Here is a 24,855-nt window from a genome sequence, read left to right as displayed (position 1 = left end):
GTCAGCCTGAGCCGCCAGCAGTGGCGGCTCAGGCCTCAAACGGCCACGACTGAAAGTTCGATCCGTTGCCCCAACACATGCAACGCATGCTCAACCTGTTCGATCTTGGAGCGGTGCAACAGATCGACCAGACGATCAACCTGGGGACGGTTTACCCCTAACCTGCGAGCCATCTCGGTCTTACTGATTTTTTGTGCCACCATCGTATTCCACAACGCCGCTTTCGCAGCCGTCAGGGCAGGCAGACGGACCACGGGCTGACCAGCCCTTGCGGCTGCTGGTAGTGGAATAGCCTGCTTCTGATCCACATAGAACGAAAGCGCGGACTCCAACGCATCCACGGCATCGAACAGCGCCTCTTCCGAAGTATCACCGGCACAAGCCATCTCGGGCACATCGGGACAACTCACCCAAACACTGCCGTCTTCCTGATGGATGACTACCGAATACTCGAACATCATCACCTGCCCCTCCAAAACCTTCATACATTCAACCCCAGATCTTTCAGGATCTTTTTTCTCAGGCCTTCACTTATTTCCTTTGCTCCATGGTCTGGGAAGATTGTCTGGCGATTACCCAGATAAACCTTGAAATGACTGCCCTTGGCAGCTACGAACGTAGCACCCTGGCCTCGCAACCATCGGCGAAATTCACTGTATTTCATGCAATCCTTCGTAGACCCAATGTGCACCACGCACCGGCTTGGCGCAACATTTTTGTTGCACCCATTCGGCCTGAATATCCAGTTAACCGCAGAAGGCGTTTCGGCATTTCTGAATGGCGTGTAGTCCATTTCGCTCAATAATCCGTTCGAACTCTCAAATCAGTTCCGAGCTCCTAACAAGTACCCTCGGCAACCAGCGCCCACGCCATGGACCTCGTCATCGCACGCCCCGAAGGCCTGTACTGCCCGCCCGGTGATTTCTACATAGACCCGTGGCGGCCCGTGGACCGCGCCGTGATCACGCACGGCCATGGTGATCACGCACGGATCGGCAACGCCCATTACCTGACCGCCGCCCCAGGCGCCGGCATCCTGCGCAGCCGCCTGGGCCAGGACATCAACTTGCAGACCTTGCCCTACGGCGAGCGTCTGCTGCACCACGGGGTGACTCTGAGCCTTCACCCGGCCGGGCATGTACTGGGCTCGGCGCAGGTGCGGCTTGAGTACCAGGGTGAAGTCTGGGTTGCGTCCGGTGACTACAAGGTTGAGCCCGATGGCACCTGTACCCCCTTCGAACCGGTGTCGTGCCACACCTTCATCACCGAATCGACCTTCGGCCTGCCGATCTACCGCTGGCCCAGCCAGGGCGAAATCTTTGCCGACATCAACGCGTGGTGGCGGACAAACAGTGAACAGGGAAAAGCCAGCGTGCTGTTTTGCTATGCCTTCGGCAAGGCCCAGCGGATTCTGCATGGGCTGGACGACAGCATCGGCCCGATCCTTGTGCATGGCGCCGTCGAGCCGCTCAACCGGGTGTACCGAGACGCGGGCATACGTTTGCCGGAGACCCGCTATGCCGGCGATATCCCGCGCAATGACCCTCTCCTGCGCCAGGCGCTGGTCCTGGCGCCTCCCTCGGCCGGTGGCAGCAGCTGGATGCGCCGCTTCGGCGAGTACAGCGATGCCTTCGCCAGCGGCTGGATGTTGCTGCGCGGCACCCGCAGGCGCCGCGGCGTGGACCGGGGCTTCGTGCTCTCGGACCATGCCGACTGGCCCGGCCTGCTGTGGGCAATCGGCCAGACCGGCGCCGAGCGGGTGATGGTCACCCACGGTTCGGTCAACGTGCTGGTGCGCTACCTCAATGAACAAGGCCTCGATGCCCGCGCCTTCGTCACCGAGTACGGCAACGAGGACGACGTTAACGCTGCCGAACCCACGCCATGAAAGCCTTCGCCACGTTGTACCTGCGCCTGGACGCGACCACGTCCAGCAACGCCAAGCTGGAGGCACTGCGCGACTATTTCGCCAATGCCCCTGCCGAAGATGCGGCCTGGGCTGTGTACTTTCTGGCCGGCGGGCGCCCGCGCCAGCTGGTACCTACTCGCCTCCTGCGGGAAATGGCCATGGCCCTGGCCGGGCTGCCAGACTGGCTGTTCGAAGAAAGCTACCAAGCCGTAGGCGACCTGGCCGAAACCATTTCGCTGCTACTCCCCCAGAGCACCAATGCTACTGAAGAGGGCTTGGCATGCTGGGTGGAGCAACACCTGCTCCCCCTGCGCGGGTTACCACCTGAACAGATCCAGCAGCGCCTTCCACCGCTATGGGCCCGTCTGGACCGCCCAAGCCTGATGCTCTGCCTGAAACTGATCACGGGCAGTTTTCGCGTGGGCGTGTCCAAGCTGTTGGTCACCCGCGCCCTGGCGCAGTTGGCCGGGCTGGATACCAAGCGCGTGGCCCAACGGCTGGTTGGCTACACCGATATCAGCCACCGCCCCACGCCAGCCAGCTATCAGCGGCTGGTGGCTGCCGAGTCGGCTGAAGAACACCGCCAGCGCGGCGGCCAGCCTTATCCGTTCTTCCTGGCTCACCCGCTGCAAGTGCCAACCGAACAGTTCGACGCATTGCTGGGGCCGCCGAGTGCCTGGCAGATCGAGTGGAAGTGGGACGGCATCCGCGCCCAGGTGGTCAAGCGTGAGGGCCAACTATGGGTGTGGTCGCGTGGCGAAGAGCTGGTTACCGAGCGTTTCCCGGAACTGCACAGCCTGGCGCAAATGTTACCCGATGGCGTAGTACTGGATGGTGAGATCCTGGTCTGGAAGACAGGCGATAGCCCTGCTGACCTGGCCGTCCAGCCTTTTGCGCTGTTACAGCAGCGCCTTGGCCGCAAGACACTCGGTAAAAAACTGCTGAACGATGCACCGGTGGTCTTGCAGGCCTACGATTTGCTGGAGTGGCAAGGCGAGGACTGGCGCAACCGGCCACAGTACCAACGCCGTCGACAACTGGAACAACTGGTGGAGAACTACCCGCTTGCCCCAGTACTGCTGTCGCCCCTGCTTGCAGGCCCCGACTGGGCCGACCTTGCACGCCAACGCGAGCAATCACGTAGCCTGGGTGTCGAGGGTTTGATGCTCAAGCAACGCGAAGCCCTTTACGGCGTGGGGCGCACCAAGGACATGGGCATCTGGTGGAAGTGGAAGATCGACCCGTTCAGCGTCGATGCCGTGTTGGTCTATGCCCAGCGCGGTCATGGCAGACGGGCCAGCCTGTACAGCGACTACACCTTCGCGGTCTGGGACGCACCGGTCGGCACGCCTGGGCGCGCACTGGTGCCTTTTGCCAAGGCCTACTCCGGGCTGACCGACGAAGAAATGCGCAAGGTGGACGCCATCATCCGCAAGACCACGGTGGAAACCTTCGGCCCGGTGCGTAGCGTGTCACCGACGCTGGTGTTCGAACTGGGCTTCGAAGGCATCGCATTGTCGAAACGCCACAAGAGCGGCATAGCCGTGCGTTTTCCGCGCATGCTGCGCTGGCGGCAGGATAAACCTGTGGAAGAGGCGGATGACCTGGCCACGTTGCAGGCGTTGCTGACCTGAGAAAAGCTTTGAGGCCGTGCTGGCTTCCCTCAGCTTTATCGCTGTCCCGGTGGGAGCGGGCGCGTCGAGGCGTCGAACCGCCGCGAAGAATCCAGCGCGGTGCATGGCACCGGCTGCGCCGGTGTTCGCGGGCTTGCCCGCTCCCACAGGGTCCCTGCTAAATCAGTAAGTGATGTGCAGTTCTATGAGAACGGGTTTACCCGCGAAGAAGCCAGCACGGTGCTATTGCCCCCATCGACTGAGGCGCAAGGCCTGAAACTATGCTTCTATCTTTGAGCCGACCCGTGTCGCAGACCGTATTCGCCACGCACCCAGGACCACCATGCACCATTCAACCCACGAACTGCTCTCGCCCGTTCCAGGCATCACTCGCCAGCTGCACAGTTTCCACTTCGGCCCCCGCGGTGGTGGCAAAGTGTATATCCAGGCCTCGCTGCACGCCGACGAGCTGCCGGGCATGCTGGTGGCCTGGCACCTCAAGCGCCGCCTCGTGCAGCTGGAGGAGCAAGGCCGCCTGCAGCGTGAAATCACCCTGGTACCCGTGGCCAACCCGGTTGGCCTGGAACAAGTGCTGCTGGATGCGCCCCTGGGGCGCTTCGAACTGCAAAGCGGCGAGAACTTCAACCGCAACTTCGTCGACCTCACCGACAGCATTGGCGACCAGATCGAAGAACACCTGACCCAGGACCCGGCGCACAACGTTGCGCTGATCCGCGAGTACCTGCGCCGTGGGCTGGATGCGCACCCGGCCCGCACGCCGCTCCAGGCCCAGCGCCTGATCCTGCAGCGCCTGGCCTGCGATGCCGACATGGTGCTGGACCTGCACTGCGACTTCGAAGCCGTCGAACACCTGTATACCACGCCAGACGCCTGGCCACAGATCGAACCCCTGGCCCGCTACCTCGGCGCCCAGGCCAGCCTGCTGGCCACCGACTCGGGCGGGCAGTCGTTCGATGAATGCTTCAGCCTGGTCTGGTGGCAGTTGCAGCAACGCTTCGGCAAGCGCTTCCCGATACCGCTCGGCTGCAGTGCGGTCACGGTCGAGCTGCGCGGCCAGGCCGATGTCAGCCATGACCTGGCCAGCAAGGACTGCCAGGCGATACTCGACTTCCTGACCCACACGGGCGTTATCAAGGGCTCCAGCCCTGCCCTGCCTGAACTGCTCTGCCCTGCTACACCGTTGGCTGCCGTGGAACCTGTGGCCACGCCACTGGGCGGGCTGCTGGTGTACCACGCCAAGCCCGGGCAGTACCTGGAGGCTGGCCAGTTGATCGCTGAAATCATCGACCCGCTCAACGACCGGGTGACCGCCGTGCGCAACAGCCAGCCTGGCCTGTTGTATGCGCGCAGCGTAAGGCGCATGGCCACCGCCGGCATGGTCGTGGCCCATGTAGCCGGCGAGCAGGTGTGCCGCAGCGGCTACCTGCTGGGCAACTGATTCGGTAAAACCATTGCCCTCGGCAGGTGGTCTGTAGAAGCACAACCTTCAACGGACCCACTGCCTCATGCCCGCCGCAACCGACCTTGCCAATGCCTGGTTCGCCAAACGCGGCTGGAAGCCGTTCGCTTTCCAGCGACGCGTCTGGGCAGCCGTGGAGCGCGGTGAGTCTGGCCTGTTGCACGCCAGCACCGGCGCCGGCAAGACCTATGCGGTATGGCTTGCTGCGCTTCGCGCGTTCAGCACCCAGCCCCAAGGCCGCCAGCCTGCACCATTGCAGGTACTGTGGATTACGCCCATGCGCGCCCTGGCCGCCGACACTGCCCGCGCTTTGCAGGCCCCCGTGGACGAACTGGGGCTGGCCTGGAGCGTGGGCGTACGCAGCGGCGACACCGGCAGTGCCGAACGCGCCCGGCAGGCCCGGCGCTTGCCCAGTGTACTGGTCACCACACCCGAGAGCCTGACCTTGCTGCTGACACGGGCACAGGCCCGCGAGGATTTCGCCACGCTACGCCTGGTGGTGGTGGATGAATGGCACGAACTGCTGGGCAACAAACGCGGGGTACAACTGCAACTGGCGTTGGCCCACCTGCGCCAATGGCACCCTGGCCTGGTGACCTGGGGCCTGTCCGCCACCCTCGGCAACCTGCAACACGCGCTCGACGTACTGCTGCCGCAAGGTGGCCTGCTGGTAAAGGGGCGACAGGACAAGGCGCTGCAGGTCGATACCCTGCTGCCGACTGCGATCGAGCGCTTCCCCTGGGCCGGGCACATGGGCCTGAAGATGCTCGACCAGGTCGGCCAGCAGATCGATGCCAGCGCCAGCTGCCTGGTGTTCACCAACACCCGCGCCCAAGCTGAACTCTGGTATCAGGCCCTGCTTGAAGCCCGCCCCGACTGGGCTGGGCTGATTGCCTTGCACCATGCCTCGTTGGCCAGGGATACCCGTGACTGGGTCGAACGCAGCCTCAAGCAAGGCAGCCTGAAAGCGGTGGTGTGTACCTCCAGCCTGGACCTGGGCGTGGACTTTCTGCCGGTGGAGCGGGTGCTGCAAATCGGCTCGGCCAAGGGCATTGCCCGGTTGATGCAGCGGGCCGGTCGTTCCGGGCATGCACCGGGGCGGTGCTCGCGGGTAACCCTGGTGCCCACTCACACGCTGGAACTGGTGGAAGCCGCTGCGGCTCGGCAGGCACTGGCAGCCGGGCACATCGAAGCTCGGGTCTCGCCACGGCTGGGCATGGATGTGCTGGTGCAGCACCTGGTCAGCATGGCCCTGGGCAGTGGTTTTCACCCCGACACGCTGCTGGCCGAAGTACGCAGCACCTGGGCATTCGCCGGGTTGCGCGACAGCCAGTGGCAGTGGGCGCTGGACTTCGTCTGCCATGGCGGCAACACACTCAGTGCCTACCCGGACTACCAGCGTGTCGAACGCCAGGCCGACGGGGTATATAAGGTGGCCAGCGAACGCCTGGCGCGGCGCCACCGCATGAGTATCGGCACCATTGTCAGCGATGCCAACCTGCAACTGAAATACTGGAGCAAGGGTGGCGGTGGCAAGACGCTGGGCAGTGTCGAAGAAGCCTTTATCGCCCGCTTGCGCCCCGGCGATACGCTGGTGTTTGCCGGCCGCGTGCTGGAACTGGTTCGCGTGGAAAACATGACAGCCTATGTGCGCCGCAGCACCGCTCGCAAGGCTGCGGTGGCGCGCTGGAACGGCGGGCGCATGCCGCTTTCGAGTGAGCTGGCCGACGCGCTGGTCGAACAACTTGACGCCGCAGCCCATGGACGCTTCGACGGCCCGGAAATGCGAGCGGTGCGCCCGCTGCTGGCCTTACAGGCACAATGGTCGGCGTTGCCCACCACGGGCACGTTGCTGGCCGAAACCTTCAAGTCCCGCCAGGGCTGGCACCTGTTCCTGTACCCGTTTGCCGGGCGCATGGCCAACCTGGGCCTGGCCAGCCTGATTGCCTGGCGGGTGAGCCGCGTGCAGCCGCTGTCAGTATCCATAGCGGTGAACGATTACGGCTTTGAACTGCTCAGCCCCGCTGAAGTGGACTGGGCTACGCACCTGCCCCAGGCGCTCGATACCGAGCACCTGCTGGAAGATGTGCTGGCCAGCCTGAATGCAGGGGAGATGGCGCTGCGGCGCTTTCGTGAAATCGCCCAGATTGCCGGACTGGTATTTGGCGGGTATCCCGCAGCGCAGAAGAGCACCCGGCAGATCCAGGCGTCCAGCGGGCTGTTTTACGAGGTGTTCCGCAAGCATGATGCAGGCAACCTGCTGCTTGGCCAGGCACGGGATGAGGTATTGGCAGAAGAACTGGAAATCGATCGGCTGCACCGGCAGTTGTTGAAAATGGGCAGACTGCAACTGGACGTGCGAGTGTTGAAGAGGCCAGGGCCACTGGCGTTTGCCTTGCTGGTGGAGGGCATGCGCGAGACGCTGAGCACCGAGAAGCTGGCGGACCGGATTGCGCGGATGGTGGCAGACCTGGAACGCGCAGCAGGTGGGCCCGAATGACCCATCACCCCATCGAGCACTGTGGTGAAACACTTTGGCTGCTGCCCGACAAAGCCCTCTATTGGCCTGCCCGCAAAGCCCTGCTGGTAGCCGATGTGCACATTGGCAAAGCGGCAAGCTTTCGTGCCCTGCATCAACCGGTACCACGCGGTACTACTGCCGAGACCCTCGCCCGGCTGGATGCCCTGCTGGCCGAACATGACTGCGACCAACTGGTCATCCTTGGCGACTTCCTGCATGCCCGCACCGCACGTGCACCCGCGACGCTGGCCAGCCTGCATGCGTGGCGTGAACGGCATGAGCAGCTGAGAATCGTGCTGATACGCGGCAACCATGATCGCAACGCCGGCGATCCGCCCGCTTCACTGCACATCGAGGTCAAGGACGAACCGTGGGTCATGGAACCCTTCGCACTGCAGCACGAAGCCCACCCCCACTTGACGTACCCAGTGCTGGCCGGCCATGTACACCCGGTTTTCGTGCTGCGCAGCAAGGCCCGGCAACGCCTGCGCCTGCCGTGCTTCCTGATGGATGACCAGGTCAGCTTGCTGCCGGCGTTCGGTGAGTTCACCGGCGGCTGGAAAATCACGCCCGCCAAGGGCAGCCGCGTTTACCTGGCCGGCGCAGGGCGCGTCTGGCCGCTTTGACGGCGTTCAGGCTACAGGTGCTGGAGGCGGTTCGTCTGGCAAGGTCGGCTCGCCCGGTTCCATAGGCTGCGTTTCACCCGGCTCGGGTGGCTGCGGCGTGTCGGGGTCAGGCTGGTGGGGCACGCCCCCCGCCTGCATGGGCAGCGGGTGCGCCAGCAGTGACCAGGGCAACAACCCGACGTGGTTGGGCTGCAGGCCTGCCAGCTTGGCACTGATTGCGGGATGGAGTTTCATTGGCTGCTCCTGACGAAGGCCGATGCACGTCATGCGCACCGGCATTACTGCGTTGGAGTGCCATAGGCGCGGGGAATTCCCCGCGTTTGTCGGCTCAGGTACGCGGCAGGGTGACGCCGCGCTGGCCTTGGTACTTGCCGCCCCGGTCCTTGTAGGACACTTCACACTCTTCGTCAGACTGCAGGAACAGCATCTGCGCCACGCCTTCGTTGGCGTAGATCTTCGCCGGCAGCGTGGTGGTGTTGGAGAACTCCAGCGTCACGTGGCCTTCCCACTCAGGCTCGAGCGGGGTGACGTTGACGATGATGCCGCAGCGGGCATAGGTGCTTTTGCCCAGGCAGATGGTCAGCACGTCACGCGGGATGCGGAAGTACTCGACGGTGCGGGCCAGGGCAAAGGAGTTTGGCGGAATGATGCACACGTCGCTCTTGATATCAACGAAGCTGCCGGCATCGAAGTTCTTGGGGTCGACGGTGGCCGAATTGATGTTGGTGAACACCTTGAATTCGTCGGCGCAGCGCACGTCGTAGCCGTAGCTGGAAACACCGAAGGAAATCACCCGGCTGTCCTGCTCGCCGCGCACCTGGCGCTCGACGAACGGCTCGATCATGCCGTGTTCCTGCGCCATGCGGCGAATCCACTTGTCCGATTTGATGCTCATGGCGGGGGTGTCCTGAAGAGTTGCGTGGTGAAAATCGTGACGCGCATCTTACCGGTCCCGGCGCCCAGGTTAAAGTTCTATGCCTCATCCCGCGCCGGACGGGGGCTGCAGCCGCCGTCGATCCGAATTTGCGTAAAGCGCCTCGTGACCATTGGCAGGTTGTGGAAAGTGGGGTAAGGTGGCGCCACTGTGCTGCACGTGACACCGAGAATCTCTAGTTTGATGCACGATCCTGATCGGCCCATCGCTGAATTTTCTGCTCTCTTTGCGCTCAGTCCCGGGCAGGAATTTTCCTGACCGTTATCAAATTGTCCAAGGAGACAGAAAAATGTCCAACCGTCAATCCGGTACCGTTAAGTGGTTCAACGATGAGAAAGGCTACGGCTTCATCACCCCTCAGTCGGGCGATGACCTGTTCGTGCACTTCAAAGCCATCCAAGCTGACGGCTTCAAAACCCTGAAAGAAGGCCAGGCTGTTACTTTCGTCGCTACCCGCGGCCAGAAAGGCATGCAGGCTGAAGAAGTTCAAATCGCCTAAGTCGATTTAGCTTCCTCGCTTTCAAAAAAAACCCGCCTTCTGGCGGGTTTTTTTATGCCTGGCAAAAAGACCGAGTCGCCTGTTTCGCGGGCTTGCCCGCTCCCACAGGAACCGCACGGCACTTACGGGCTGCGCTGTACCTGTGGGAGCGGGCAAGCCCGCGAAGCAGGCGACTTGGTCTGCGATCAATCTTCGCTGATGGTAATGCTCGGCATCGCCGGCGCCGCGGCTTCCTGCAGCACAATACGCGCACCCACCTGACGCGCCAGCTCCTGATAGACCATGGCAATCTGGCTTTCCGGTTCGGCAATCGCCGTCGGCTTGCCGCTGTCGGCCTGCTCACGGATCAGCATCGACAACGGCAACGATGCCAGCAGGTCGACGCCATACTGGCTAGCCAGCTTCTCGCCGCCGCCTTCGCCGAACAGGTGCTCGGCATGGCCGCAGTTCGAACAGATATGCACGGCCATGTTCTCGACCACACCCAGCACCGGGATGTTGACCTTGCGGAACATCTCCACGCCCTTCTTGGCATCCAGCAACGCCAGGTCCTGAGGGGTGGTCACGATCACAGAGCCGGCCACCGGCACCTTCTGCGCCAAGGTCAGCTGGATATCACCGGTGCCCGGCGGCATGTCGATCACCAGGTAATCCAGGTCGTCCCAGGCCGTCTGGGTGACCAGTTGCAACAGTGCGCCGGAGACCATCGGGCCACGCCAGACCATCGGCGTATTGTCATCAGTGAGGAACGCCATCGACATGACCTCCACACCATGGGCCTTGATCGGCACAAACCACTTCTGCTCGCGAATCTGCGGCCGGGTGCCTTCGGCGATACCGAACATCACACCCTGGCTAGGGCCGTAGATGTCGGCATCGAGAATACCCACCCGCGCGCCTTCACGGGCCAGGGCCAGGGCCAGGTTGGCCGCAGTGGTCGACTTGCCCACACCGCCCTTGCCCGAGGCCACGGCGATGATGTTCTTGACGTTGGCCATGGCCGGGACCTGGGCCTGAGCCTTGTGCGCGGCGACCTGGCAATCGATCGACACCTGCACGTTGCTGACGCCCTCGAGGTTGCCGATGGCGGTCTGCAGCACCTGGGCCCAACCGTTCTTGAACAACCCTGCGGCATAGCCCAGTTGCAGCTGCACGCTGACTTGCCCGCCCTGGATATCGATGGCGCGCACGCAGCCGGCGCTGACCGGGTCCTGGTTCAGGTAGGGGTCGGTGTACTGGCGAAGCACGCCTTCGACGGCGGCACGGGTGACGGCACTCATGGAGACTCCCATTGGCAAACTGAATGTAAAACAGGCGCCTATCGTAACCCGTCAATCGTCAGCATATGCTTCTGCTGGGTGAAATATCTTCGCCAGCCCTTTATAGTGGCCGATCACCCTTAATTTTTACCCGTAGCCAGATAAGTAGCCGAGCCACCATGTCCGAGCCACGTCAGATTCTCGTCACCAGCGCCCTGCCCTATGCCAATGGATCAATCCATCTAGGCCATATGCTCGAGTACATCCAGACAGACATGTGGGTCCGCTTCCAGAAAATGCGCGGCAACCAGTGCATCTACGTCTGCGCCGACGACGCCCACGGCTCGGCCATCATGCTGCGTGCCGAAAAGGAAGGCATCACCCCGGAACAGCTGATTGCCAACGTCCAGGCCGAGCACAGCGGCGACTTCGCCGACTTCCTGGTGGATTTCGACAATTTCCACTCCACCCACAGTGAAGAAAACCGCGAGCTGTCCAGCCTGATCTACACGCGCCTGCGTGAAGCCGGGCACATTGCCACCCGCTCGGTCACCCAATACTTCGACCCGGAAAAAGGCATGTTCCTGGCCGACCGTTTCATCAAGGGCACCTGCCCCAAGTGTGCGGCCGAAGACCAGTACGGCGACAACTGCGAAAAATGCGGCGCCACCTACGCGCCTACCGAGCTGAAAAAACCCAAGTCGGCGATCTCCGGTGCCACCCCGGTACTGCGCGATTCGCAGCACTTCTTCTTCAAGCTGCCTGATTTCCAGGCCATGCTGCAGCAGTGGACCCGCAGCGGCACCCTGCAGGACGCAGTGGCCAACAAGCTGGCCGAATGGCTGGACTCCGGCCTGCAAGAGTGGGACATCTCCCGCGATGCGCCGTACTTCGGCTTCGAGATCCCGGGCGAGCCGGGCAAGTACTTCTACGTATGGCTGGATGCGCCAATCGGCTACATGGCCAGCTTCAAGAACCTGTGCGCACGCCGCCCGGAGCTGGACTTCGACGCCTTCTGGAAGGAAGACTCCAAGGCCGAGCTGTACCACTTCATCGGCAAGGACATCGTCAACTTCCACGCCCTGTTCTGGCCTGCGATGCTCGAAGGCGCCGGCTTCCGCAAGCCGACCGCCGTCAACGTGCACGGCTACCTGACCGTCAACGGCGCCAAGATGTCCAAATCGCGCGGCACCTTCATCAAGGCCCGCACCTACCTCGACCACCTGCAGCCGGAATACCTGCGTTACTACTACGCAGCCAAGCTGGGGCGTGGCGTCGATGACCTGGACCTGAACCTGGAAGACTTCGTGCAGAAGGTCAACTCCGACCTGGTTGGCAAGGTGGTCAACATCGCCAGCCGCTGCGCCGGGTTCATCCACAAAGGCAATGAAGGTGTGATGGTCGCTGGCGATGCCGCCCCCGAACTGACCGAAGCCTTCCTCGCTGCCGCCCCGTCGATCGCCGAGGCCTACGAAGGCCGCGACTTCGGCCGCGCCATGCGCGAGATCATGGCACTGGCCGACCGCGCCAATGCCTGGATCGCCGACAAGGCACCCTGGTCGCTGGCCAAGCAGGAAGGCAAACAGGATGAAGTGCAGGCCATCTGCGCCCAGGGCATCAACCTGTTCCGCCAGCTGGTGATCTTCCTCAAGCCAGTGCTGCCAGTACTGGCCGCCGACGCCGAGGCCTTCCTCAACGTTGCCCCACTGGCCTGGAACGACCACCAGTCGCGCCTGGAAAACCACCAGCTGAACCCGTTCAAGGCACTGATGAGCCGTATCGAACCGGCCAAGGTAGAAGCCATGGTCGCAGCCAGCAAGGAAGACCTGCTGGCCGCCGAAGCCAAGGCCCCGGCGGGCAACGGCGAGCTGACCAAGGACCCGCTGTCGGCAGAAATCGAGTTCGACACCTTCGCCGCCGTCGACCTGCGCGTGGCGCTGATCGTCAAGGCCGAAGCCGTAGCAGGTGCCGACAAGCTGCTGCAACTGACCCTGGACATCGGCGATGAGCGCCGTAACGTGTTCTCCGGTATCAAGTCGGCCTACCCTGACCCGTCCAAGCTGGAAGGCCGCCTGACCATGATGGTCGCCAACCTCAAGCCACGGAAAATGCGCTTTGGCGTGTCCGAAGGCATGGTCATGGCTGCCGGCCCTGGTGGTGAAGAAATCTACCTGCTGAGCCCGGACAGCGGCGCCAAGCCAGGCCAGCGCATCAAGTAACGCCCCCTGCCCCGGCCCTCGTGCCGGGGCAGTTCCTTCTGTAGCTTGATTGCCGGACAATCACCCTGATTCCCGGCTATCGTCATCTCATGAGCGACTACATTCTGGTCCTGATCAGCGCCGCGCTGGTCAATCACCTGTGCCTGTTGCAACAACCAGCCCCCCGGCTGCACCTGCATGTGCACGGCCTGGCGTGCGCGCTATGCATAGCCTTGGGCGTGATCGGCGCCCAGTTGCTGATGCGAGGGGTGCTTGTACCGTTGCGCATCCCCGACCTTGCCCTGTTCGTGCTGCTACCGTGGCTGGCTTTGCTCGCCTGGGGCGTACCCACGCTGCTGGCCAAGTGGCGCCCAAGCTGGCCAGTGACGGGGTTGCCAGCGCTGCTGCTGGGCAACGCCGCAGCGTTGGGGCTGGCACTTCAGCAAACCCGCGACAACAGCACCTGGCTTGCCACACTGCTGCAAGGCCTGCTGGCGGGTGGTGGTTTCTGGCTGGCGCTGAGCCTGTTCACCGACCTGCGCCTACGCAGCGCGCACGCCGATGTGCCTGGCGCACTGCGCGGCCTGCCCATCGAGTTGATCGGTGCTGGGGTAATGGCCATGGCGTTTTCCGGCTTCAATGGGCTGTTCGTGCAATGAACGCTACGCCCGATCCGCGACTACGCGCCAGCATGGGGCTGGTCTTGCTGGCCTGTATGCCCGGCTTGCTGACGCTGCTGTGGCTACACGGCTGGGGTTTTCTGGTAAACCTGTTGCTGTGCACCAGTGCGGCCTTGTTGTGCGAAGCGTTGCTGCTGAGCATGCGCTCACAACCGCTGAAAGCGGCGCTGAGCGATGGCAGCGCAGTAGTGACTGCCGTATTGCTCGCATGCGCCCTGCCCACTCTGGCCCCGTGGTGGTTACCCATGGTCGCCGCCAGTGTTGCCATCGGCATTGGCAAGCAGGCCTTTGGTGGGGTCGGACGTAACCTGTTCAACCCGGCCATGGTCGGTTATGCCTTCGTATTGCTGAGTTTCCCGTTGCAGATGAACCATTGGCCAGGTCCGGCACCTGGCTTGCTGGACAGCCTGCAGCAGATATTCGCGGGGGGCGAACACATTGATGCCTGGGCCCGGCCGACACTGCTCGACGGCCTGCGCCACAACCGTAGCCTCACCATTGATGAGCTGTTTGCCAGCCACCCGGGCTTCGGCAGCATCGGCGGGAAGGGTAGCGAATGGGCCAACCTGGCGTTCCTGCTCGGCGGCCTGTTCCTGCTGCAGCGCAAAGTCATCAGCTGGCATGCGCCTGCGGGCTTGCTGGCAGGGCTGTTCGTGTTCAGCCTGTTGGGCTGGAACGGTTCGGGGTCCGATTCCAACGGCTCACCTTTGCTGCACCTGTTCTCCGGCTCGACCATGCTGGCGGCGTTCTTCATTGCCACCGAACCGGTGTCCGGCCCCAGGAGCGAATGGGCCAGGCTAAGCTTCGGCGTGGGAGCAGGGCTGCTGATCTACCTGATTCGCACCTGGGGCAGCTACCCGGACGGCACGGCGTTCGCCATTCTGCTGATGAACCTCGTGGCACCGAGCCTTGAGCGCCTGGCCTTGCAGCGCCAGCAGGCCACCCGATGAAACGACTGGGGCGTGATGCGGGCCTGCTGTTGCTGACCGCGGCTTTGGCACTGTGTGCCACGCTGGCATGGCGACACTGGACCAGTACTGCCATCACCACCGCCGAGAAACGGCTGCAAAGCCAGCAACGACTGGCGCTGCTAGCGCAAGGCAGTTACGACAACCAGCCCCTGGACACCCCCCTTCCAAAGCCCGCCGCACAACGGCCGAACAGCCGGATCCTGGCGGCTTACCGCGCCATGCGGGCAGGCAAACCCAGCGCAATCATCCTTGTCACCCAAGCCCAGGGGTACGCCGGGCCAATCGTGCTCAGCGTCGCCATCACCCCGGACGGCCGACTGATTGGCAGCCAAGTGGTCGAACAACAGGAAAGCCCGGGATTGGGCGCACGCCTTGCAGACCCGCAGGTGCACTGGCTGGAGCAGTTCAGCAACCGCCAACTGGCCGACCGCTGGGCACTCAAGCGAGACCAGGGTGACTTTGATCAACTGGCCGGCGCAACCGTGACCTCACGCGCCGTGATCACAGCCTTGCAGGAAGCCCTGAGCTATTTCGATGAACAGCGCACCGTGCTGCTGGGGAGCTCTGCGCATGAATAGTGTGTACTTCATGGCCGCAAGCCTTGTGCCCGTATTAGGCGCCACTCGTACACTGCGCGAAAGTATCGCCATCGGCGTGTGCGCGATCGTGATGAACAGCCTGCACCAGGTGTTGCTGACCCCCTTGCGCCAGCGGCTGGCCACCTGGGCGTACGTGATGGCCAGCCTGCTGCTGTTGGCAGCCCTGGCCAGCTGCCTGCAACTGGCACTGCGTGCGTGGCAACTGCCACTTGCGCTTGCCCTTGGCCCTTACCCTGCGTTGTTGTGCCTGCACTGCCTGGCCACCGACCATCTGCTGCCCCGCGAAGGGCGCTGGCGCCTTCTGGCCAGATACCTATGCACCCTGTTTGCCACTTGCCTGCTGCTCGGCGCCTGCCGCCAATGGCTGGCTGACGCCGCCGGGCTGCACCTGGCCAGCCTGGCCCCTGGCGCGCTGCTACTGCTCGGACTGCTGCTGGCCTTGTACAATCGCCTGCGTCCGGGCCCCGCCCACCCACGTCGTCAAGGAAAGCTCTGATTTCATGAATGCCGCCAAACGCCTGGAGATTTTTCGCAGGCTGCACGAAGACAACCCCGACCCGAAGACCGAACTGGCCTACACCACCCCGTTCGAACTGCTGGTCGCCGTGACATTGTCCGCGCAATCCACCGACGTGGGCGTCAACAAGGCCACCGCCCGCCTGTTCCCCGTCGCCAACACCCCCGAAGCGATCTATGCCCTTGGCGTTGCAGGACTGAGCGAATACATCAAGACCATAGGGCTGTACAACAGCAAGGCCAAGAACGTGATCGAGGCCTGCCGGATACTGATAGAGCAGCACGGCAGCCAGGTGCCGCAAACCCGCGAAGCGTTGGAGGCACTGCCCGGGGTGGGCCGAAAGACCGCCAACGTGGTGCTGAACACAGCATTCCGCCAGCCGACCATGGCGGTGGACACGCATATCTTCCGGGTCAGCAACCGCACGGGCATTGCGCCAGGCAAGACGGTGCTGGAAGTGGAGAAGAAACTGGTCAAGTTCGTGCCCAAGGATTACCTGCTCGACGCCCACCACTGGCTGATCCTGCATGGACGCTACGTATGCCAGGCACGCAAGCCAAGGTGTGGCAGTTGCCGGATCGAAGACCTGTGCGACTACAAGCACAAAACCAGCGACGATTGAGCCGATAGCAAGAAACCGCTTGCCACGATTGAAAAAATCTTTTTTACCAGCGCCTGCTTTCTGGTTATAAGGACGGCCAATGGCCCCTTGGCTTGGAGCGACTCATGAGCACCGATAAAGACGAGCTGTCGATCGAAGATGACTTTGTTGCCACAGAAGATGACGCGGAACCCCAGGTGGAGAGCGCAAAGACCAACCTGAGCAAGCGCCGCACCATCGACAACATGCTGGAAGAACGGCGCCTGCAAAAACAGCTGGCCGATTTCGACTACGACCTGTAGTCAAGGCCGGCAGCCCTGGCAAAGCCTCCAGCCGAGGCTTTGCCACGTGGCGGTCAGTTAAGGCCTTGCCGCTGTGCCAACTCGATCAGGTCGACCAGCGACCGCGCATTGAGCTTGAGCAAAAGCCGGGACTTGTAAGTGCTGACCGTCTTGTTACTCAGGAACATGCTATCGGCAATTTCCTTGTTCGAACGCCCTCGTGCCAGCTGCTGCAACACTGTCATTTCGCGCGCCGACAGGCGCTTCACCATATCTGTCTCGCTACCCCCACCCCTGCCGCGCGACGCATGCAGGGCCTGGTTGGGAAAATAGCTGTAACCCGACAAGACGGCCTTGATCGCGCTCAGCAACTCGGTGAGTTCCTGTTGCTTGCACACATAACCCGAGGCACCCGCCTGCATGCAGCGCATGGAGAAGTTGCCGGGCGCTTGCGACGTCAGCACCAGCACTTTGCTGGCAGGGCTGAAGGTGGCCATGCGCGCAATCACTTCCAGGCCATCCAGCCTGGGGATGCCAATGTCGAGCACCACGATATCCGGCAGATGTTGCCGGGTGAGCTGCAAGGCAGCTACCCCATTGTCGGTCTCCGCCACAACGTCATACCCATGCCGCTCCATCAGCATGCGCACGGCCAGGCGTATGACCGGGTGATCATCCACGATAAGCACTTTATTCATGCGATATCCATTCTTTCATTATTTTTGCTTTGGCACGCCACGATAACCGACAGAGCGCTCGATGGCGCGGCGAATTCCCGGCGAAACTCATGAGCAGATAAAACTTACAACACTTGCAGAAATTTCCTACAAATTACGAAAGCAGTTGTAACAATCAAATTCTTTATTACCAAACCGACGTTATCACCCGACTCCAACCATGTACCAGTTGAAAACTGACACTCAGCTGTAGAAAAATCCAATTCAAACAAGATGAAAACTCAAGGCGATCAAAACATCTGGCGATTATTCCTCCCCGGGAAACCAGTCCAGTCTTTAGTTGAGTGCAACGGTAAGGTAAAGATGGGCAAAACCGCTGGAGACGGCCCATATGACTCAAGCACAACCTGTCGCCCCGCTGACGATCATTGCCATCTTCGCGGGAATTATCGAAGCCTCCGCCCTTGCCACATTGCCGTTTCTCAGCGAGGCCAGCCAAAAGCTCTACACCTGGTTTCTGGTGGGTTTCCCGTTCTTCCTCACGGCGCTGTTCTTTCTCACGCTCAACTTCAACTACAAGTCGTTCTACAGCCCACCAGTAAGCAGCGTGACAAACGACAACACCCAGCGTATGACTGCTGCCCCAAGTGATACCCGTGAGGCGGTTAAAGGCGAGCCCATGACATTCATTTTTTCCGGCCCCGACGCCAGCCGCATGATGGAGCAGCAACTTTTGTCTGCACTTGCCCAACCCGCCGTGCCAGCGCGTACCTGGCGCTTTTGCAATCTGAACAGACACCAATGTGCACAGCTGTCGATCAGCACGCTCGAAGATGATCTTGCAGGCGACCACCCCTGATTACCCTGGCGTTTCTTCAGGCATAAAAAAACCCCGGCCTGAGCCGGGGTTTTTAAAGCAAGCGCCAGCTATCAGAGCATGGAACGGCCCTTGTTGGCCGCGATGCGCATGCGCAGTGCATTCAGCTTGATGAAGCCGGCAGCGTCGGCCTGGTTGTAGGCGCCGCCATCTTCTTCGAAGGTCGCGATGTTGGCGTCGAACAGCGAGTCGTCCGACTTACGGCCGACCACGGTGACATTGCCCTTGTACAGCTTCAGGCGTACCACGCCATTCACGTTGACCTGCGAAGCGTCGATCATCTGCTGCAGCATCAGACGCTCCGGGCTCCACCAGTAGCCGGTGTAGATCAGGCTGGCGTACTTCGGCATCAGCTCATCTTTCAGGTGAGCGACTTCACGGTCCAGGGTGATCGACTCGATGGCACGGTGAGCCTTGAGCATGATGGTACCGCCCGGGGTCTCGTAGCAGCCACGCGACTTCATGCCGACATAACGGTTCTCGACGATGTCCAGGCGGCCGATGCCGTTGGCACCACCGATGCGGTTCAGGTCGGCCAGGACGGTGGCCGGGGACTTCTCGACGCCATCGATGGCAACGATGTCACCGTTACGGTAGGTCAGTTCGATGTAGGTAGCCTGGTCCGGGGCGTTCTCTGGGGAGACGCTCCATTTCCACATGTCTTCTTCGTGCTCGGTCCAGGTATCTTCCAGGACACCGCCTTCGTAGGAGATGTGCAGCAGGTTGGCGTCCATCGAGTACGGCGACTTCTTCTTGCCGTGACGCTCGATCGGGATACCGTGCTTTTCGGCGTAATCCATCAGTTTCTCGCGGGACAGCAGGTCCCACTCACGCCATGGGGCGATGACCTTGACGCCTGGTTTCAGGGCGTAGGCACCCAGTTCGAAACGAACCTGGTCGTTGCCTTTGCCGGTAGCACCATGGGAAATGGCGTCAGCGCCGGTTTCGTTGGCGATTTCGATCAGGCGCTTGGCAATCAGCGGGCGGGCGATGGAAGTACCCAGCAGGTACTCGCCTTCGTAGACGGTGTTGGCGCGGAACATCGGGAACACGAAATCACGCACGAACTCTTCGCGCAGGTCGTCGATGTAGATCTCTTTAACGCCCATTGCCTGGGCCTTGGCACGGGCCGGCTCGACCTCTTCGCCCTGACCGAGGTCAGCGGTGAAGGTCACCACTTCGCAGTTATAGGTATCCTGCAGCCACTTGAGAATCACCGAAGTATCAAGGCCGCCGGAATACGCCAGTACGACCTTTTTTACGTCCGCCATGCCATCACTCCACGGGGTTGTACGGAAAGGGATCGATTCTAACGGCCTTGCGGACAAATTTACAGTGGGGCGACAGCTTCTGACGACAAAGCGACAGGAAGTGTCGGAAGGGCGACGGCGCCACTGAGCAGGACGCCGAACCTGTGGGAGCGGGTTTACCCGCGAAGAAGGCAACGCGGTGCATGGCACCGGCTGAGCCGGTGTTCGCGGGTGAACCCGCTCCCACAGAGACCGCGCAAACGCTGGAGATCGAGCAAGCTCTTGTGCCCAGGAAAAGCGCGGTTTACTTGGCCGCTGGCGCAGAGGCCGTTGGCTCAGGGGCTTTTTCGGCAGGTTTCTCAACCGGTTTCTCCACCGGCTTCTCAACCACCGCCACCCGATCCAGCTCGATGCTCACCCGGCGGTTGCGCGCCCGGTTGGCAGGACTGTTGTTTTTTGCCACCGGGTACTGCTCACCATGGAAGCGCACGATGATCTGCTCTTCCTTCAAGCCATGGGCCTTGAAGTAATCCGCAACCGCCAATGCACGACGACGCGACAGGTCACGGTTGGTCAGGCGGTTGCCACTGTTGTCGGAGTGGCCGTCGAGTTCGATGTGGTTAACGGTCGGGTCGGCTTTCATGTAATCGAGGATCAGGTCCAACCGCGCCTTGGCGGCGTCATCCAGATCAATGCCGCCCCCCGGGAAGCCCACCTGTGTCTGGCGTACCTGGTCGTAGTTCATCGCCAGGAGCTTGCCAGCACACACCTGATAGTCGCTGTAGGCCTTGGCAAAGCTGACCGGCAACACGCGCACCTCCATCGCTCTGCCCGCTTCACCGGTATAATTGCGCACCACGGTGCTGCGCCCGTCGAGCAGGCCGTTGATCAGGCGGCTGGCCTGCCCTTGGGATGAGCTGAACAGCACACCCGTACGGGCCATGCGCACAGTGCCAAGGTTGATGTCGCCGCGCCCAGGTTGCCACGGCGCGGCCGCCGCCAGCAGGCTGGCGGTGCCTGCACCCAGTACGTTGCTATCCGAACGCAACTGGAACACCGGCTGCTCACCCGCCCGGCGCACGAACTCTCCACTGCCGAAACCTTCGATCGGCTGGATCAGTCGGCACTCGAACTGGTCACCCTCGACCTTCCAGGCAATGTTCTCCATGCGCGTCTGGAAAGTCAGTGCGCCGGCCGGCAGGCTGGCGAACAGGGTCAACAGGGCTAGGTAACGCTGGCGCACGGGCGGCTCCACAAATTCTGACGGCTTACCTGCAGGCTATCGGACGCTGGCCGGAAAACTTGATAGCCGTGCTCGCCCAAGGGTTTTCCGGTAGCATTGGGGCTTGAGTTCGACCCGCCTGGAATCCCCAATGTCCGATCGCCTGACCCTCCTGCGCCCCGACGACTGGCACATCCATCTGCGCGATGGTGCCGTCCTGCCCCACACCGTTGGCGACGTGGCGCGCACTTTCGCCCGTGCCATCATCATGCCTAACCTGGTTCCGCCAGTGCGCAATGCCGCCGAGGCCGGCGCCTACCGTGAGCGCATCCTGGCCGCCCGCCCTGCCGGCAGCCGCTTCGAGCCGCTGATGGTGCTGTACCTCACCGACCGCACCAGCCCTGAAGACATCCGCGCGGCCAAGGCCAGCGGTATCGTGTACGCCGCCAAACTGTACCCGGCAGGCGCCACCACGAACTCCGACTCAGGCGTAACCAGCATCGACAACATCTTCCCGGCCATCGAGGCGCTGGCAGAAGTCGGCATGCCGCTGCTGGTGCATGGCGAAGTGACCCGCAGCGAGATCGACGTTTTCGACCGCGAAAAGCGTTTCATCGACGAGCACATGCGCCGTGTGGTCGAACGCTTCCCCACGCTGAAAGTGGTGTTTGAGCACATCACCACCAGCGATGCCGCGCAGTTCGTCACCGAGGCCTCGGCCAACGTGGGGGCAACCATCACCGCGCAGCACCTGCTGTACAACCGCAACCACATGCTGGTTGGCGGTATTCGCCCGCACTTCTACTGCCTGCCGATCCTCAAGCGCAACACCCACCAGGTGGCGCTGCTGGACGCGGCCACCAGTGGCAACCCGAAGTTCTTCCTCGGCACCGACTCGGCGCCGCACGCCCGTCACGCCAAGGAAGCGGCTTGCGGATGCGCCGGTTGCTATACCGCCTACGCGGCCATCGAAATGTACGCCGAAGCGTTCGAGCAGCGTAACGCGCTGGACAAGCTGGAAGGCTTTGCCAGCCTGCACGGCCCAGCCTTCTACGGCCTGCCGGCGAACACCGACACCATTACCCTGGTGCGTGAAGAATGGACCGCCCCGGACAGCCTGCCGTTTGGCGAGCAGACCGTAATCCCGTTGCGCGCGGGTGAAAAACTGCGCTGGCGCCTGCTGGAGGACAACGCGTGAGCGAAGACCTTTACGAAGACGACATGGACAGCCAAGGCAGCGGCGGCCCGCGCCACCCGATGGCCGAGCGCTTTCGCGGCTACCTGCCGGTAGTGGTGGACGTGGAGACGGGCGGTTTCAACAGCGCCACCGATGCCCTGCTGGAAATTGCCGCAGTCACTATCGGCATGGACGAGAAAGGTTTCCTGTTCCCCGAGCACACCTACTTCCACCGGGTAGAACCGTTCGAAGGCGCCAATATCGAGCAAGCGGCGCTGGAGTTCACCGGGATCAAGCTTGACCACCCACTGCGCATGGCTGTCAGCGAGGAAAGCGCGCTGACAGATATCTTCCGCGGCGTACGCAAGGCGCTCAAGGCCAACGGCTGCAAGCGGGCGATCCTGGTTGGTCACAACAGCAGCTTCGACCTGGGCTTCCTCAATGCGGCGGTGGCGCGCAACGACCTGAAGCGCAACCCGTTCCACCCGTTCTCCAGCTTCGACACCGCTACCCTCGCGGGCCTGGCGTATGGCCAGACCGTGCTGGCACGGGCCTGCCAAAGCGCCGACATCGACTTCGACGGGCGTGAGGCGCATTCGGCACGTTATGACACCGAGAAGACGGCCGAGCTGTTCTGCGGCATCGTCAACCGCTGGAAAGAGATGGGCGGCTGGCGCGATTTCAACGATTGATCTGCAAAAGTATTCGCGGGCATGCCCGCTCCCACAAGTTCACCTGTGCCGTCAGGCATGCAGAGAACCTGTGGGAGCGGGCGGACCCGCGAAGAGGCCGGCACAGCACGGCATAAAAAAACCGGCCATGAAGGCCGGTTTTTTCATGCGAGCGGCAATTACAGCTTGCCGGCGTTCTCGCTCAGGTAGGCAGCAACGCCTTCTGGCGAAGCGTTCATGCCTTTGTCGCCTTTTTTCCAGTTGGCAGGGCAAACTTCGCCGTGCTCTTCGTGGAACTGCAGGGCGTCAACCAGGCGCAGCAGCTCGTCCATGTTGCGGCCCAGTGGCAGGTCGTTGACGATCTGCGAACGGACAACACCGTTGGTGTCGATCAGGAAGGCGCCACGGAAGGCTACGCCGCCTTCGGACTCGACGTCGTAGGCTTTGCAGATTTCGTGGGTGATGTCGGCAGCCAGGGTGTACTTCACCTGACCGATGCCGCCGTTGTTGACCGGGGTGTTCCGCCAGGCGTTGTGGGTGAAGTGCGAGTCGATCGACACGCCGATCACTTCAACGTTGCGGGCCTGGAAGTCAGGGATGCGGTTGTCCAGGGCGATCAGCTCGGACGGGCAGACGAAGGTGAAGTCCAGCGGGTAGAAGAACACCAGGCCGTACTTGCCCTTGATGGCCGAAGCCAGGTTGAAGCTGTCGACGATCTCGCCATTGCCCAGCACAGCCGGAACGGTGAAATCGGGGGCTTTCTTACCAACGAGTACGCTCATTGTAATCTCCTGATGAGGGTGAAAAACCGTTTGCCGGGCCAGACGGGCTTGCCCGACATCCAACAAAGGCCGACCATCATACACGGCTTCTGATGACAGGCCGAATCCCTCGGCAAAGCAACCGCCGGTCGCTCAAACACGGCCCTTCCAGAAAGTATTTTGACAAGCATTCTCATTAACATTAAGCTCCAACCCATCGACTCAACCAGCGATGGTCAGCCCTTATGTATGTGTGTCTTTGTGTCGGCGTCACCGACGGACAGATCCGCGATGCGATCTATGAAGGATGCTGCAGTTACAAGGAAGTGCGAGCCGCGACGAACGTCGCCAGCCAGTGTGGCAAATGTGCCTGCCTGGCCAAGCAGGTGGTCCGCGAGACCCTCACAGAGCTTCAGGTCAGCCAGGCAGCCTTGCCCTACCCCGTAGAATTTACCGCAGCCTGAAAACCCAGAATTCAAAGAACCGGACCCTGTGTCCGGTTTTTTTATGCCTTAAATTCAATAAGTTAGCCCCGCAACGCGGTTCACAAACATTCTTATTCCTATTAATTTTCACTTATTATTCAACAACTTAGGTTTGACACTCCTAAGTATCGGGCTCAAACTTCACTGTATTGGCACACTTCTACAGGGCAGGAACCCGCAATGAAAGGCGACGTAAGCGTCATCCAGCATCTCAACAAGATCCTCGGAAACGAGCTGGTCGCGATCAACCAGTACTTCCTGCACGCACGCATGTACGAAGATTGGGGCCTGAACAAACTCGGCAAGCTCGAGTACAAGGAATCCATCCACGCGATGAAGGACGCTGACAAACTGATCAAGCGTATTCTCTTCCTCGAAGGCATCCCGAACGTTCAGGACCTGGGCAAGCTGATGATCGGCGAGCACACCAAGGAAATGCTCGAGTGTGACCTGAAGCTCGAGAAGAAAGCCCTGGTAGACCTCAAGGCAGCCATTGCGCATTGCGAAACGGCTGGCGACTTCGGCTCGCGTGACATGCTTGAAGATGTTCTCGAGTCCGAGGAAGAGCACATCGACTGGCTGGAAACCCAACTGGGGCTGATCGACAAGATCACTATCGAGAATTACCTGCAGTCGCAGATGGGCGAAGAGTAATTCTTCACCGCATAAAAAAACCCGCGATCCGCGGGTTTTTTTATGCTTGCCGGAATATCAGGCTTCGGAAGCCTTGGCCTTGGCAGCCGCTTCCTTGATCAGGGTTTGCAGCTCACCCTTCTCGAACATTTCCAGCATGATGTCGCTGCCGCCTACCAACTCACCGGCTACCCACAGCTGCGGGAAGGTCGGCCAGTTGGCGTATTTTGGCAGGTTGGCACGGATTTCCGGGTTCTGCAGGATGTCGACGTAGGCGAACTTCTCGCCACAACCCATCACAGCTTGCGATGCCTTGGCCGAGAACCCGCACTGCGGGGCATTCGGCGAGCCTTTCATGTAAAGCAGAATGGTGTTGTTGGCAATCTGCTCTTTGATCGTTTCGATGATATCCAT

At 61.6% G+C, this 24,855-nt stretch carries 28 protein-coding genes; 18 read left to right on the top strand and 10 right to left on the bottom strand.

Features of this window, described 5'->3' with window-relative positions; translation table 11 throughout:
- Positions 1-35: 35 nt before the first annotated feature.
- Entirely contained in the window at positions 36-485 is a 450-nt protein-coding gene (locus ACQKPZ_RS03685; protein WP_427535590.1) for a type II toxin-antitoxin system HicB family antitoxin, read from the bottom strand.
- Positions 482-664 carry a type II toxin-antitoxin system HicA family toxin gene (locus tag ACQKPZ_RS03680; protein WP_427535589.1) on the bottom strand — a complete coding sequence of 61 codons (183 nt, stop codon included), beginning with the start codon at positions 662-664 and terminating at the stop codon, positions 482-484. Before ACQKPZ_RS03680 ends, ACQKPZ_RS03685 begins: the two co-directional genes overlap by 4 nt.
- A gap of 207 nt (positions 665-871) precedes the next feature.
- Between ACQKPZ_RS03680 and ACQKPZ_RS03675 the strand changes: the two genes are divergently transcribed.
- The 5 genes from ACQKPZ_RS03675 to pdeM all read left to right on the top strand — a co-directional run bounded on the left by ACQKPZ_RS03675 (position 872) and on the right by pdeM (position 8,149).
- A complete protein-coding gene (locus tag ACQKPZ_RS03675; protein ID WP_427535587.1) occupies positions 872-1,888 on the top strand; it encodes a ligase-associated DNA damage response exonuclease in 1,017 nt (338 codons plus the stop codon).
- Positions 1,885-3,543, top strand: a complete 1,659-nt coding sequence (locus ACQKPZ_RS03670) for an ATP-dependent DNA ligase (RefSeq protein WP_427535586.1) — start codon at positions 1,885-1,887, stop codon at positions 3,541-3,543. Before ACQKPZ_RS03675 ends, ACQKPZ_RS03670 begins: the two co-directional genes overlap by 4 nt.
- 322 nt (positions 3,544-3,865) lie before the next feature.
- Positions 3,866-4,981 (top strand): succinylglutamate desuccinylase/aspartoacylase family protein, encoded by a 1,116-nt coding sequence (locus ACQKPZ_RS03665; protein WP_427535585.1) that lies wholly within the window; start codon positions 3,866-3,868, stop codon positions 4,979-4,981.
- A 67-nt stretch (positions 4,982-5,048) separates the two neighbouring features.
- Positions 5,049-7,502 (top strand): ligase-associated DNA damage response DEXH box helicase, encoded by a 2,454-nt coding sequence (locus tag ACQKPZ_RS03660; protein ID WP_427535583.1) that lies wholly within the window; start codon positions 5,049-5,051, stop codon positions 7,500-7,502.
- Positions 7,499-8,149 carry a ligase-associated DNA damage response endonuclease PdeM gene (gene pdeM, locus ACQKPZ_RS03655; RefSeq protein ID WP_427535582.1) on the top strand — a complete coding sequence of 217 codons (651 nt, stop codon included), beginning with the start codon at positions 7,499-7,501 and terminating at the stop codon, positions 8,147-8,149. The genes ACQKPZ_RS03660 and pdeM overlap by 4 nt, the downstream gene beginning before the upstream one ends.
- A 6-nt stretch (positions 8,150-8,155) precedes the next feature.
- Here pdeM and ACQKPZ_RS03650 read toward each other — a convergent pair whose 3' ends face one another.
- Positions 8,156-8,383, bottom strand: coding sequence for a hypothetical protein (locus ACQKPZ_RS03650; protein WP_264311882.1), 228 nt, complete (start codon positions 8,381-8,383; stop codon positions 8,156-8,158).
- A gap of 94 nt (positions 8,384-8,477) precedes the next feature.
- Complete coding sequence (gene dcd / locus ACQKPZ_RS03645; protein ID WP_003258001.1) at positions 8,478-9,044, bottom strand: dCTP deaminase; 567 nt, start codon at positions 9,042-9,044, stop codon at positions 8,478-8,480.
- A gap of 328 nt (positions 9,045-9,372) precedes the next feature.
- Between dcd and ACQKPZ_RS03640 the strand changes: the two genes are divergently transcribed.
- Positions 9,373-9,582, top strand: a complete 210-nt coding sequence (locus ACQKPZ_RS03640; RefSeq protein WP_016488765.1) for a cold-shock protein — start codon at positions 9,373-9,375, stop codon at positions 9,580-9,582.
- Positions 9,583-9,767: 185 nt separating this feature from the next.
- On the opposite strand, the gene apbC is transcribed toward ACQKPZ_RS03640, so the two are convergent.
- Positions 9,768-10,862, bottom strand: a complete 1,095-nt coding sequence (gene apbC, locus ACQKPZ_RS03635; RefSeq protein ID WP_427535580.1) for an iron-sulfur cluster carrier protein ApbC — start codon at positions 10,860-10,862, stop codon at positions 9,768-9,770.
- A gap of 158 nt (positions 10,863-11,020) precedes the next feature.
- Between apbC and metG the strand changes: the two genes are divergently transcribed.
- The 7 genes from metG to ACQKPZ_RS03600 all read left to right on the top strand — a co-directional run bounded on the left by metG (position 11,021) and on the right by ACQKPZ_RS03600 (position 16,709).
- A complete protein-coding gene (gene metG, locus ACQKPZ_RS03630) occupies positions 11,021-13,060 on the top strand; it encodes a methionine--tRNA ligase (RefSeq protein WP_427535578.1) in 2,040 nt (679 codons plus the stop codon).
- Positions 13,061-13,149: 89 nt separating this feature from the next.
- Positions 13,150-13,698, top strand: a complete 549-nt coding sequence (locus tag ACQKPZ_RS03625; RefSeq protein WP_427535577.1) for an Rnf-Nqr domain containing protein — start codon at positions 13,150-13,152, stop codon at positions 13,696-13,698.
- A complete protein-coding gene (locus tag ACQKPZ_RS03620; RefSeq protein ID WP_427535575.1) occupies positions 13,695-14,669 on the top strand; it encodes an RnfABCDGE type electron transport complex subunit D in 975 nt (324 codons plus the stop codon). Before ACQKPZ_RS03625 ends, ACQKPZ_RS03620 begins: the two co-directional genes overlap by 4 nt.
- Positions 14,666-15,268, top strand: coding sequence for an RnfABCDGE type electron transport complex subunit G (locus tag ACQKPZ_RS03615; RefSeq protein ID WP_427535574.1), 603 nt, complete (start codon positions 14,666-14,668; stop codon positions 15,266-15,268). Before ACQKPZ_RS03620 ends, ACQKPZ_RS03615 begins: the two co-directional genes overlap by 4 nt.
- Positions 15,261-15,785 carry an NADH:quinone oxidoreductase gene (locus tag ACQKPZ_RS03610; protein ID WP_427535572.1) on the top strand — a complete coding sequence of 175 codons (525 nt, stop codon included), beginning with the start codon at positions 15,261-15,263 and terminating at the stop codon, positions 15,783-15,785. The genes ACQKPZ_RS03615 and ACQKPZ_RS03610 overlap by 8 nt, the downstream gene beginning before the upstream one ends.
- Before the next feature lie 4 nt (positions 15,786-15,789).
- Positions 15,790-16,428, top strand: coding sequence for an endonuclease III (gene nth / locus ACQKPZ_RS03605; protein WP_427535570.1), 639 nt, complete (start codon positions 15,790-15,792; stop codon positions 16,426-16,428).
- Between the two features lie 104 nt (positions 16,429-16,532).
- Positions 16,533-16,709: a PA3496 family putative envelope integrity protein gene (locus tag ACQKPZ_RS03600; protein WP_391135529.1), complete on the top strand. Its 177-nt coding sequence runs from the start codon at positions 16,533-16,535 to the stop codon at positions 16,707-16,709.
- 53 nt (positions 16,710-16,762) lie between these two features.
- On the opposite strand, the gene ACQKPZ_RS03595 is transcribed toward ACQKPZ_RS03600, so the two are convergent.
- Positions 16,763-17,386, bottom strand: a complete 624-nt coding sequence (locus ACQKPZ_RS03595; RefSeq protein ID WP_427535568.1) for a response regulator — start codon at positions 17,384-17,386, stop codon at positions 16,763-16,765.
- 370 nt (positions 17,387-17,756) lie between these two features.
- Between ACQKPZ_RS03595 and ACQKPZ_RS03590 the strand changes: the two genes are divergently transcribed.
- On the top strand, positions 17,757-18,224 hold the full coding sequence (locus ACQKPZ_RS03590; protein ID WP_427535567.1) for a hypothetical protein: 468 nt from the start codon (positions 17,757-17,759) through the stop codon (positions 18,222-18,224).
- Between the two features lie 71 nt (positions 18,225-18,295).
- On the opposite strand, the gene ACQKPZ_RS03585 is transcribed toward ACQKPZ_RS03590, so the two are convergent.
- Both ACQKPZ_RS03585 and ACQKPZ_RS03580 read right to left on the bottom strand, forming a co-directional pair.
- Positions 18,296-19,513 (bottom strand): argininosuccinate synthase, encoded by a 1,218-nt coding sequence (locus ACQKPZ_RS03585; RefSeq protein ID WP_391138253.1) that lies wholly within the window; start codon positions 19,511-19,513, stop codon positions 18,296-18,298.
- A 283-nt stretch (positions 19,514-19,796) separates the two neighbouring features.
- Positions 19,797-20,735 carry a flagellar protein MotY gene (locus tag ACQKPZ_RS03580; protein WP_427535566.1) on the bottom strand — a complete coding sequence of 313 codons (939 nt, stop codon included), beginning with the start codon at positions 20,733-20,735 and terminating at the stop codon, positions 19,797-19,799.
- A gap of 130 nt (positions 20,736-20,865) precedes the next feature.
- On the opposite strand from ACQKPZ_RS03580, the gene pyrC reads away from it, so the two are divergent.
- Positions 20,866-21,912 carry a dihydroorotase gene (gene pyrC / locus ACQKPZ_RS03575; RefSeq protein ID WP_391138259.1) on the top strand — a complete coding sequence of 349 codons (1,047 nt, stop codon included), beginning with the start codon at positions 20,866-20,868 and terminating at the stop codon, positions 21,910-21,912.
- 23 nt (positions 21,913-21,935) lie between these two features.
- A complete protein-coding gene (gene rnt, locus ACQKPZ_RS03570; RefSeq protein WP_391138263.1) occupies positions 21,936-22,583 on the top strand; it encodes a ribonuclease T in 648 nt (215 codons plus the stop codon).
- Between the two features lie 158 nt (positions 22,584-22,741).
- Here the strand turns inward: rnt and ACQKPZ_RS03565 are convergent, their stop codons facing one another.
- Positions 22,742-23,344, bottom strand: coding sequence for a peroxiredoxin (locus tag ACQKPZ_RS03565; protein WP_264360545.1), 603 nt, complete (start codon positions 23,342-23,344; stop codon positions 22,742-22,744).
- 224 nt (positions 23,345-23,568) lie between these two features.
- Here ACQKPZ_RS03565 and ACQKPZ_RS03560 point away from each other — a divergent pair, with 224 nt between their 5' ends.
- Complete coding sequence (locus tag ACQKPZ_RS03560) at positions 23,569-23,787, top strand: bacterioferritin-associated ferredoxin (RefSeq protein WP_045185737.1); 219 nt, start codon at positions 23,569-23,571, stop codon at positions 23,785-23,787.
- Between the two features lie 201 nt (positions 23,788-23,988).
- Positions 23,989-24,462 (top strand): bacterioferritin, encoded by a 474-nt coding sequence (gene bfr, locus ACQKPZ_RS03555; RefSeq protein ID WP_427535565.1) that lies wholly within the window; start codon positions 23,989-23,991, stop codon positions 24,460-24,462.
- Positions 24,463-24,519: 57 nt separating this feature from the next.
- Here bfr and grxD read toward each other — a convergent pair whose 3' ends face one another.
- Positions 24,520-24,855 (bottom strand): Grx4 family monothiol glutaredoxin, encoded by a 336-nt coding sequence (gene grxD, locus ACQKPZ_RS03550; RefSeq protein ID WP_056802131.1) that lies wholly within the window; start codon positions 24,853-24,855, stop codon positions 24,520-24,522.

Source organism: Pseudomonas sp. NPDC089547 (genome assembly GCF_050280665.1).
In the GTDB taxonomy this organism is placed as follows: Bacteria; Pseudomonadota; Gammaproteobacteria; order Pseudomonadales; family Pseudomonadaceae; genus Aquipseudomonas.
Note: the sequence above shows the minus strand (reverse complement) of the source record. Positions and strands in the feature narration are given on the sequence as shown.

Excerpts from the sequence above, each read along its gene's own strand:
- ACQKPZ_RS03685 (WP_427535590.1), bottom strand. The coding sequence starts at position 485 with ATGAAGGTTTTGGAGGGGCAGGTGATGATGTTCGAGTATTCGGTAGTC.
- ACQKPZ_RS03680 (WP_427535589.1), bottom strand. The coding sequence starts at position 664 with ATGAAATACAGTGAATTTCGCCGATGGTTGCGAGGCCAGGGTGCTACG.
- ACQKPZ_RS03675 (WP_427535587.1), top strand. The coding sequence starts at position 872 with ATGGACCTCGTCATCGCACGCCCCGAAGGCCTGTACTGCCCGCCCGGT.
- ACQKPZ_RS03670 (WP_427535586.1), top strand. The coding sequence starts at position 1,885 with ATGAAAGCCTTCGCCACGTTGTACCTGCGCCTGGACGCGACCACGTCC.
- ACQKPZ_RS03665 (WP_427535585.1), top strand. The coding sequence starts at position 3,866 with ATGCACCATTCAACCCACGAACTGCTCTCGCCCGTTCCAGGCATCACT.
- ACQKPZ_RS03660 (WP_427535583.1), top strand. The coding sequence starts at position 5,049 with ATGCCCGCCGCAACCGACCTTGCCAATGCCTGGTTCGCCAAACGCGGC.
- pdeM (WP_427535582.1), top strand. The coding sequence starts at position 7,499 with ATGACCCATCACCCCATCGAGCACTGTGGTGAAACACTTTGGCTGCTG.
- ACQKPZ_RS03650 (WP_264311882.1), bottom strand. The coding sequence starts at position 8,383 with ATGAAACTCCATCCCGCAATCAGTGCCAAGCTGGCAGGCCTGCAGCCC.
- dcd (WP_003258001.1), bottom strand. The coding sequence starts at position 9,044 with ATGAGCATCAAATCGGACAAGTGGATTCGCCGCATGGCGCAGGAACAC.
- ACQKPZ_RS03640 (WP_016488765.1), top strand. The coding sequence starts at position 9,373 with ATGTCCAACCGTCAATCCGGTACCGTTAAGTGGTTCAACGATGAGAAA.
- apbC (WP_427535580.1), bottom strand. The coding sequence starts at position 10,862 with ATGAGTGCCGTCACCCGTGCCGCCGTCGAAGGCGTGCTTCGCCAGTAC.
- metG (WP_427535578.1), top strand. The coding sequence starts at position 11,021 with ATGTCCGAGCCACGTCAGATTCTCGTCACCAGCGCCCTGCCCTATGCC.
- ACQKPZ_RS03625 (WP_427535577.1), top strand. The coding sequence starts at position 13,150 with ATGAGCGACTACATTCTGGTCCTGATCAGCGCCGCGCTGGTCAATCAC.
- ACQKPZ_RS03620 (WP_427535575.1), top strand. The coding sequence starts at position 13,695 with ATGAACGCTACGCCCGATCCGCGACTACGCGCCAGCATGGGGCTGGTC.
- ACQKPZ_RS03615 (WP_427535574.1), top strand. The coding sequence starts at position 14,666 with ATGAAACGACTGGGGCGTGATGCGGGCCTGCTGTTGCTGACCGCGGCT.
- ACQKPZ_RS03610 (WP_427535572.1), top strand. The coding sequence starts at position 15,261 with ATGAATAGTGTGTACTTCATGGCCGCAAGCCTTGTGCCCGTATTAGGC.
- nth (WP_427535570.1), top strand. The coding sequence starts at position 15,790 with ATGAATGCCGCCAAACGCCTGGAGATTTTTCGCAGGCTGCACGAAGAC.
- ACQKPZ_RS03600 (WP_391135529.1), top strand. The coding sequence starts at position 16,533 with ATGAGCACCGATAAAGACGAGCTGTCGATCGAAGATGACTTTGTTGCC.
- ACQKPZ_RS03595 (WP_427535568.1), bottom strand. The coding sequence starts at position 17,386 with ATGAATAAAGTGCTTATCGTGGATGATCACCCGGTCATACGCCTGGCC.
- ACQKPZ_RS03590 (WP_427535567.1), top strand. The coding sequence starts at position 17,757 with ATGACTCAAGCACAACCTGTCGCCCCGCTGACGATCATTGCCATCTTC.
- ACQKPZ_RS03585 (WP_391138253.1), bottom strand. The coding sequence starts at position 19,513 with ATGGCGGACGTAAAAAAGGTCGTACTGGCGTATTCCGGCGGCCTTGAT.
- pyrC (WP_391138259.1), top strand. The coding sequence starts at position 20,866 with ATGTCCGATCGCCTGACCCTCCTGCGCCCCGACGACTGGCACATCCAT.
- rnt (WP_391138263.1), top strand. The coding sequence starts at position 21,936 with ATGGACAGCCAAGGCAGCGGCGGCCCGCGCCACCCGATGGCCGAGCGC.
- ACQKPZ_RS03565 (WP_264360545.1), bottom strand. The coding sequence starts at position 23,344 with ATGAGCGTACTCGTTGGTAAGAAAGCCCCCGATTTCACCGTTCCGGCT.
- ACQKPZ_RS03560 (WP_045185737.1), top strand. The coding sequence starts at position 23,569 with ATGTATGTGTGTCTTTGTGTCGGCGTCACCGACGGACAGATCCGCGAT.
- bfr (WP_427535565.1), top strand. The coding sequence starts at position 23,989 with ATGAAAGGCGACGTAAGCGTCATCCAGCATCTCAACAAGATCCTCGGA.
- grxD (WP_056802131.1), bottom strand. The coding sequence starts at position 24,855 with ATGGATATCATCGAAACGATCAAAGAGCAGATTGCCAACAACACCATT.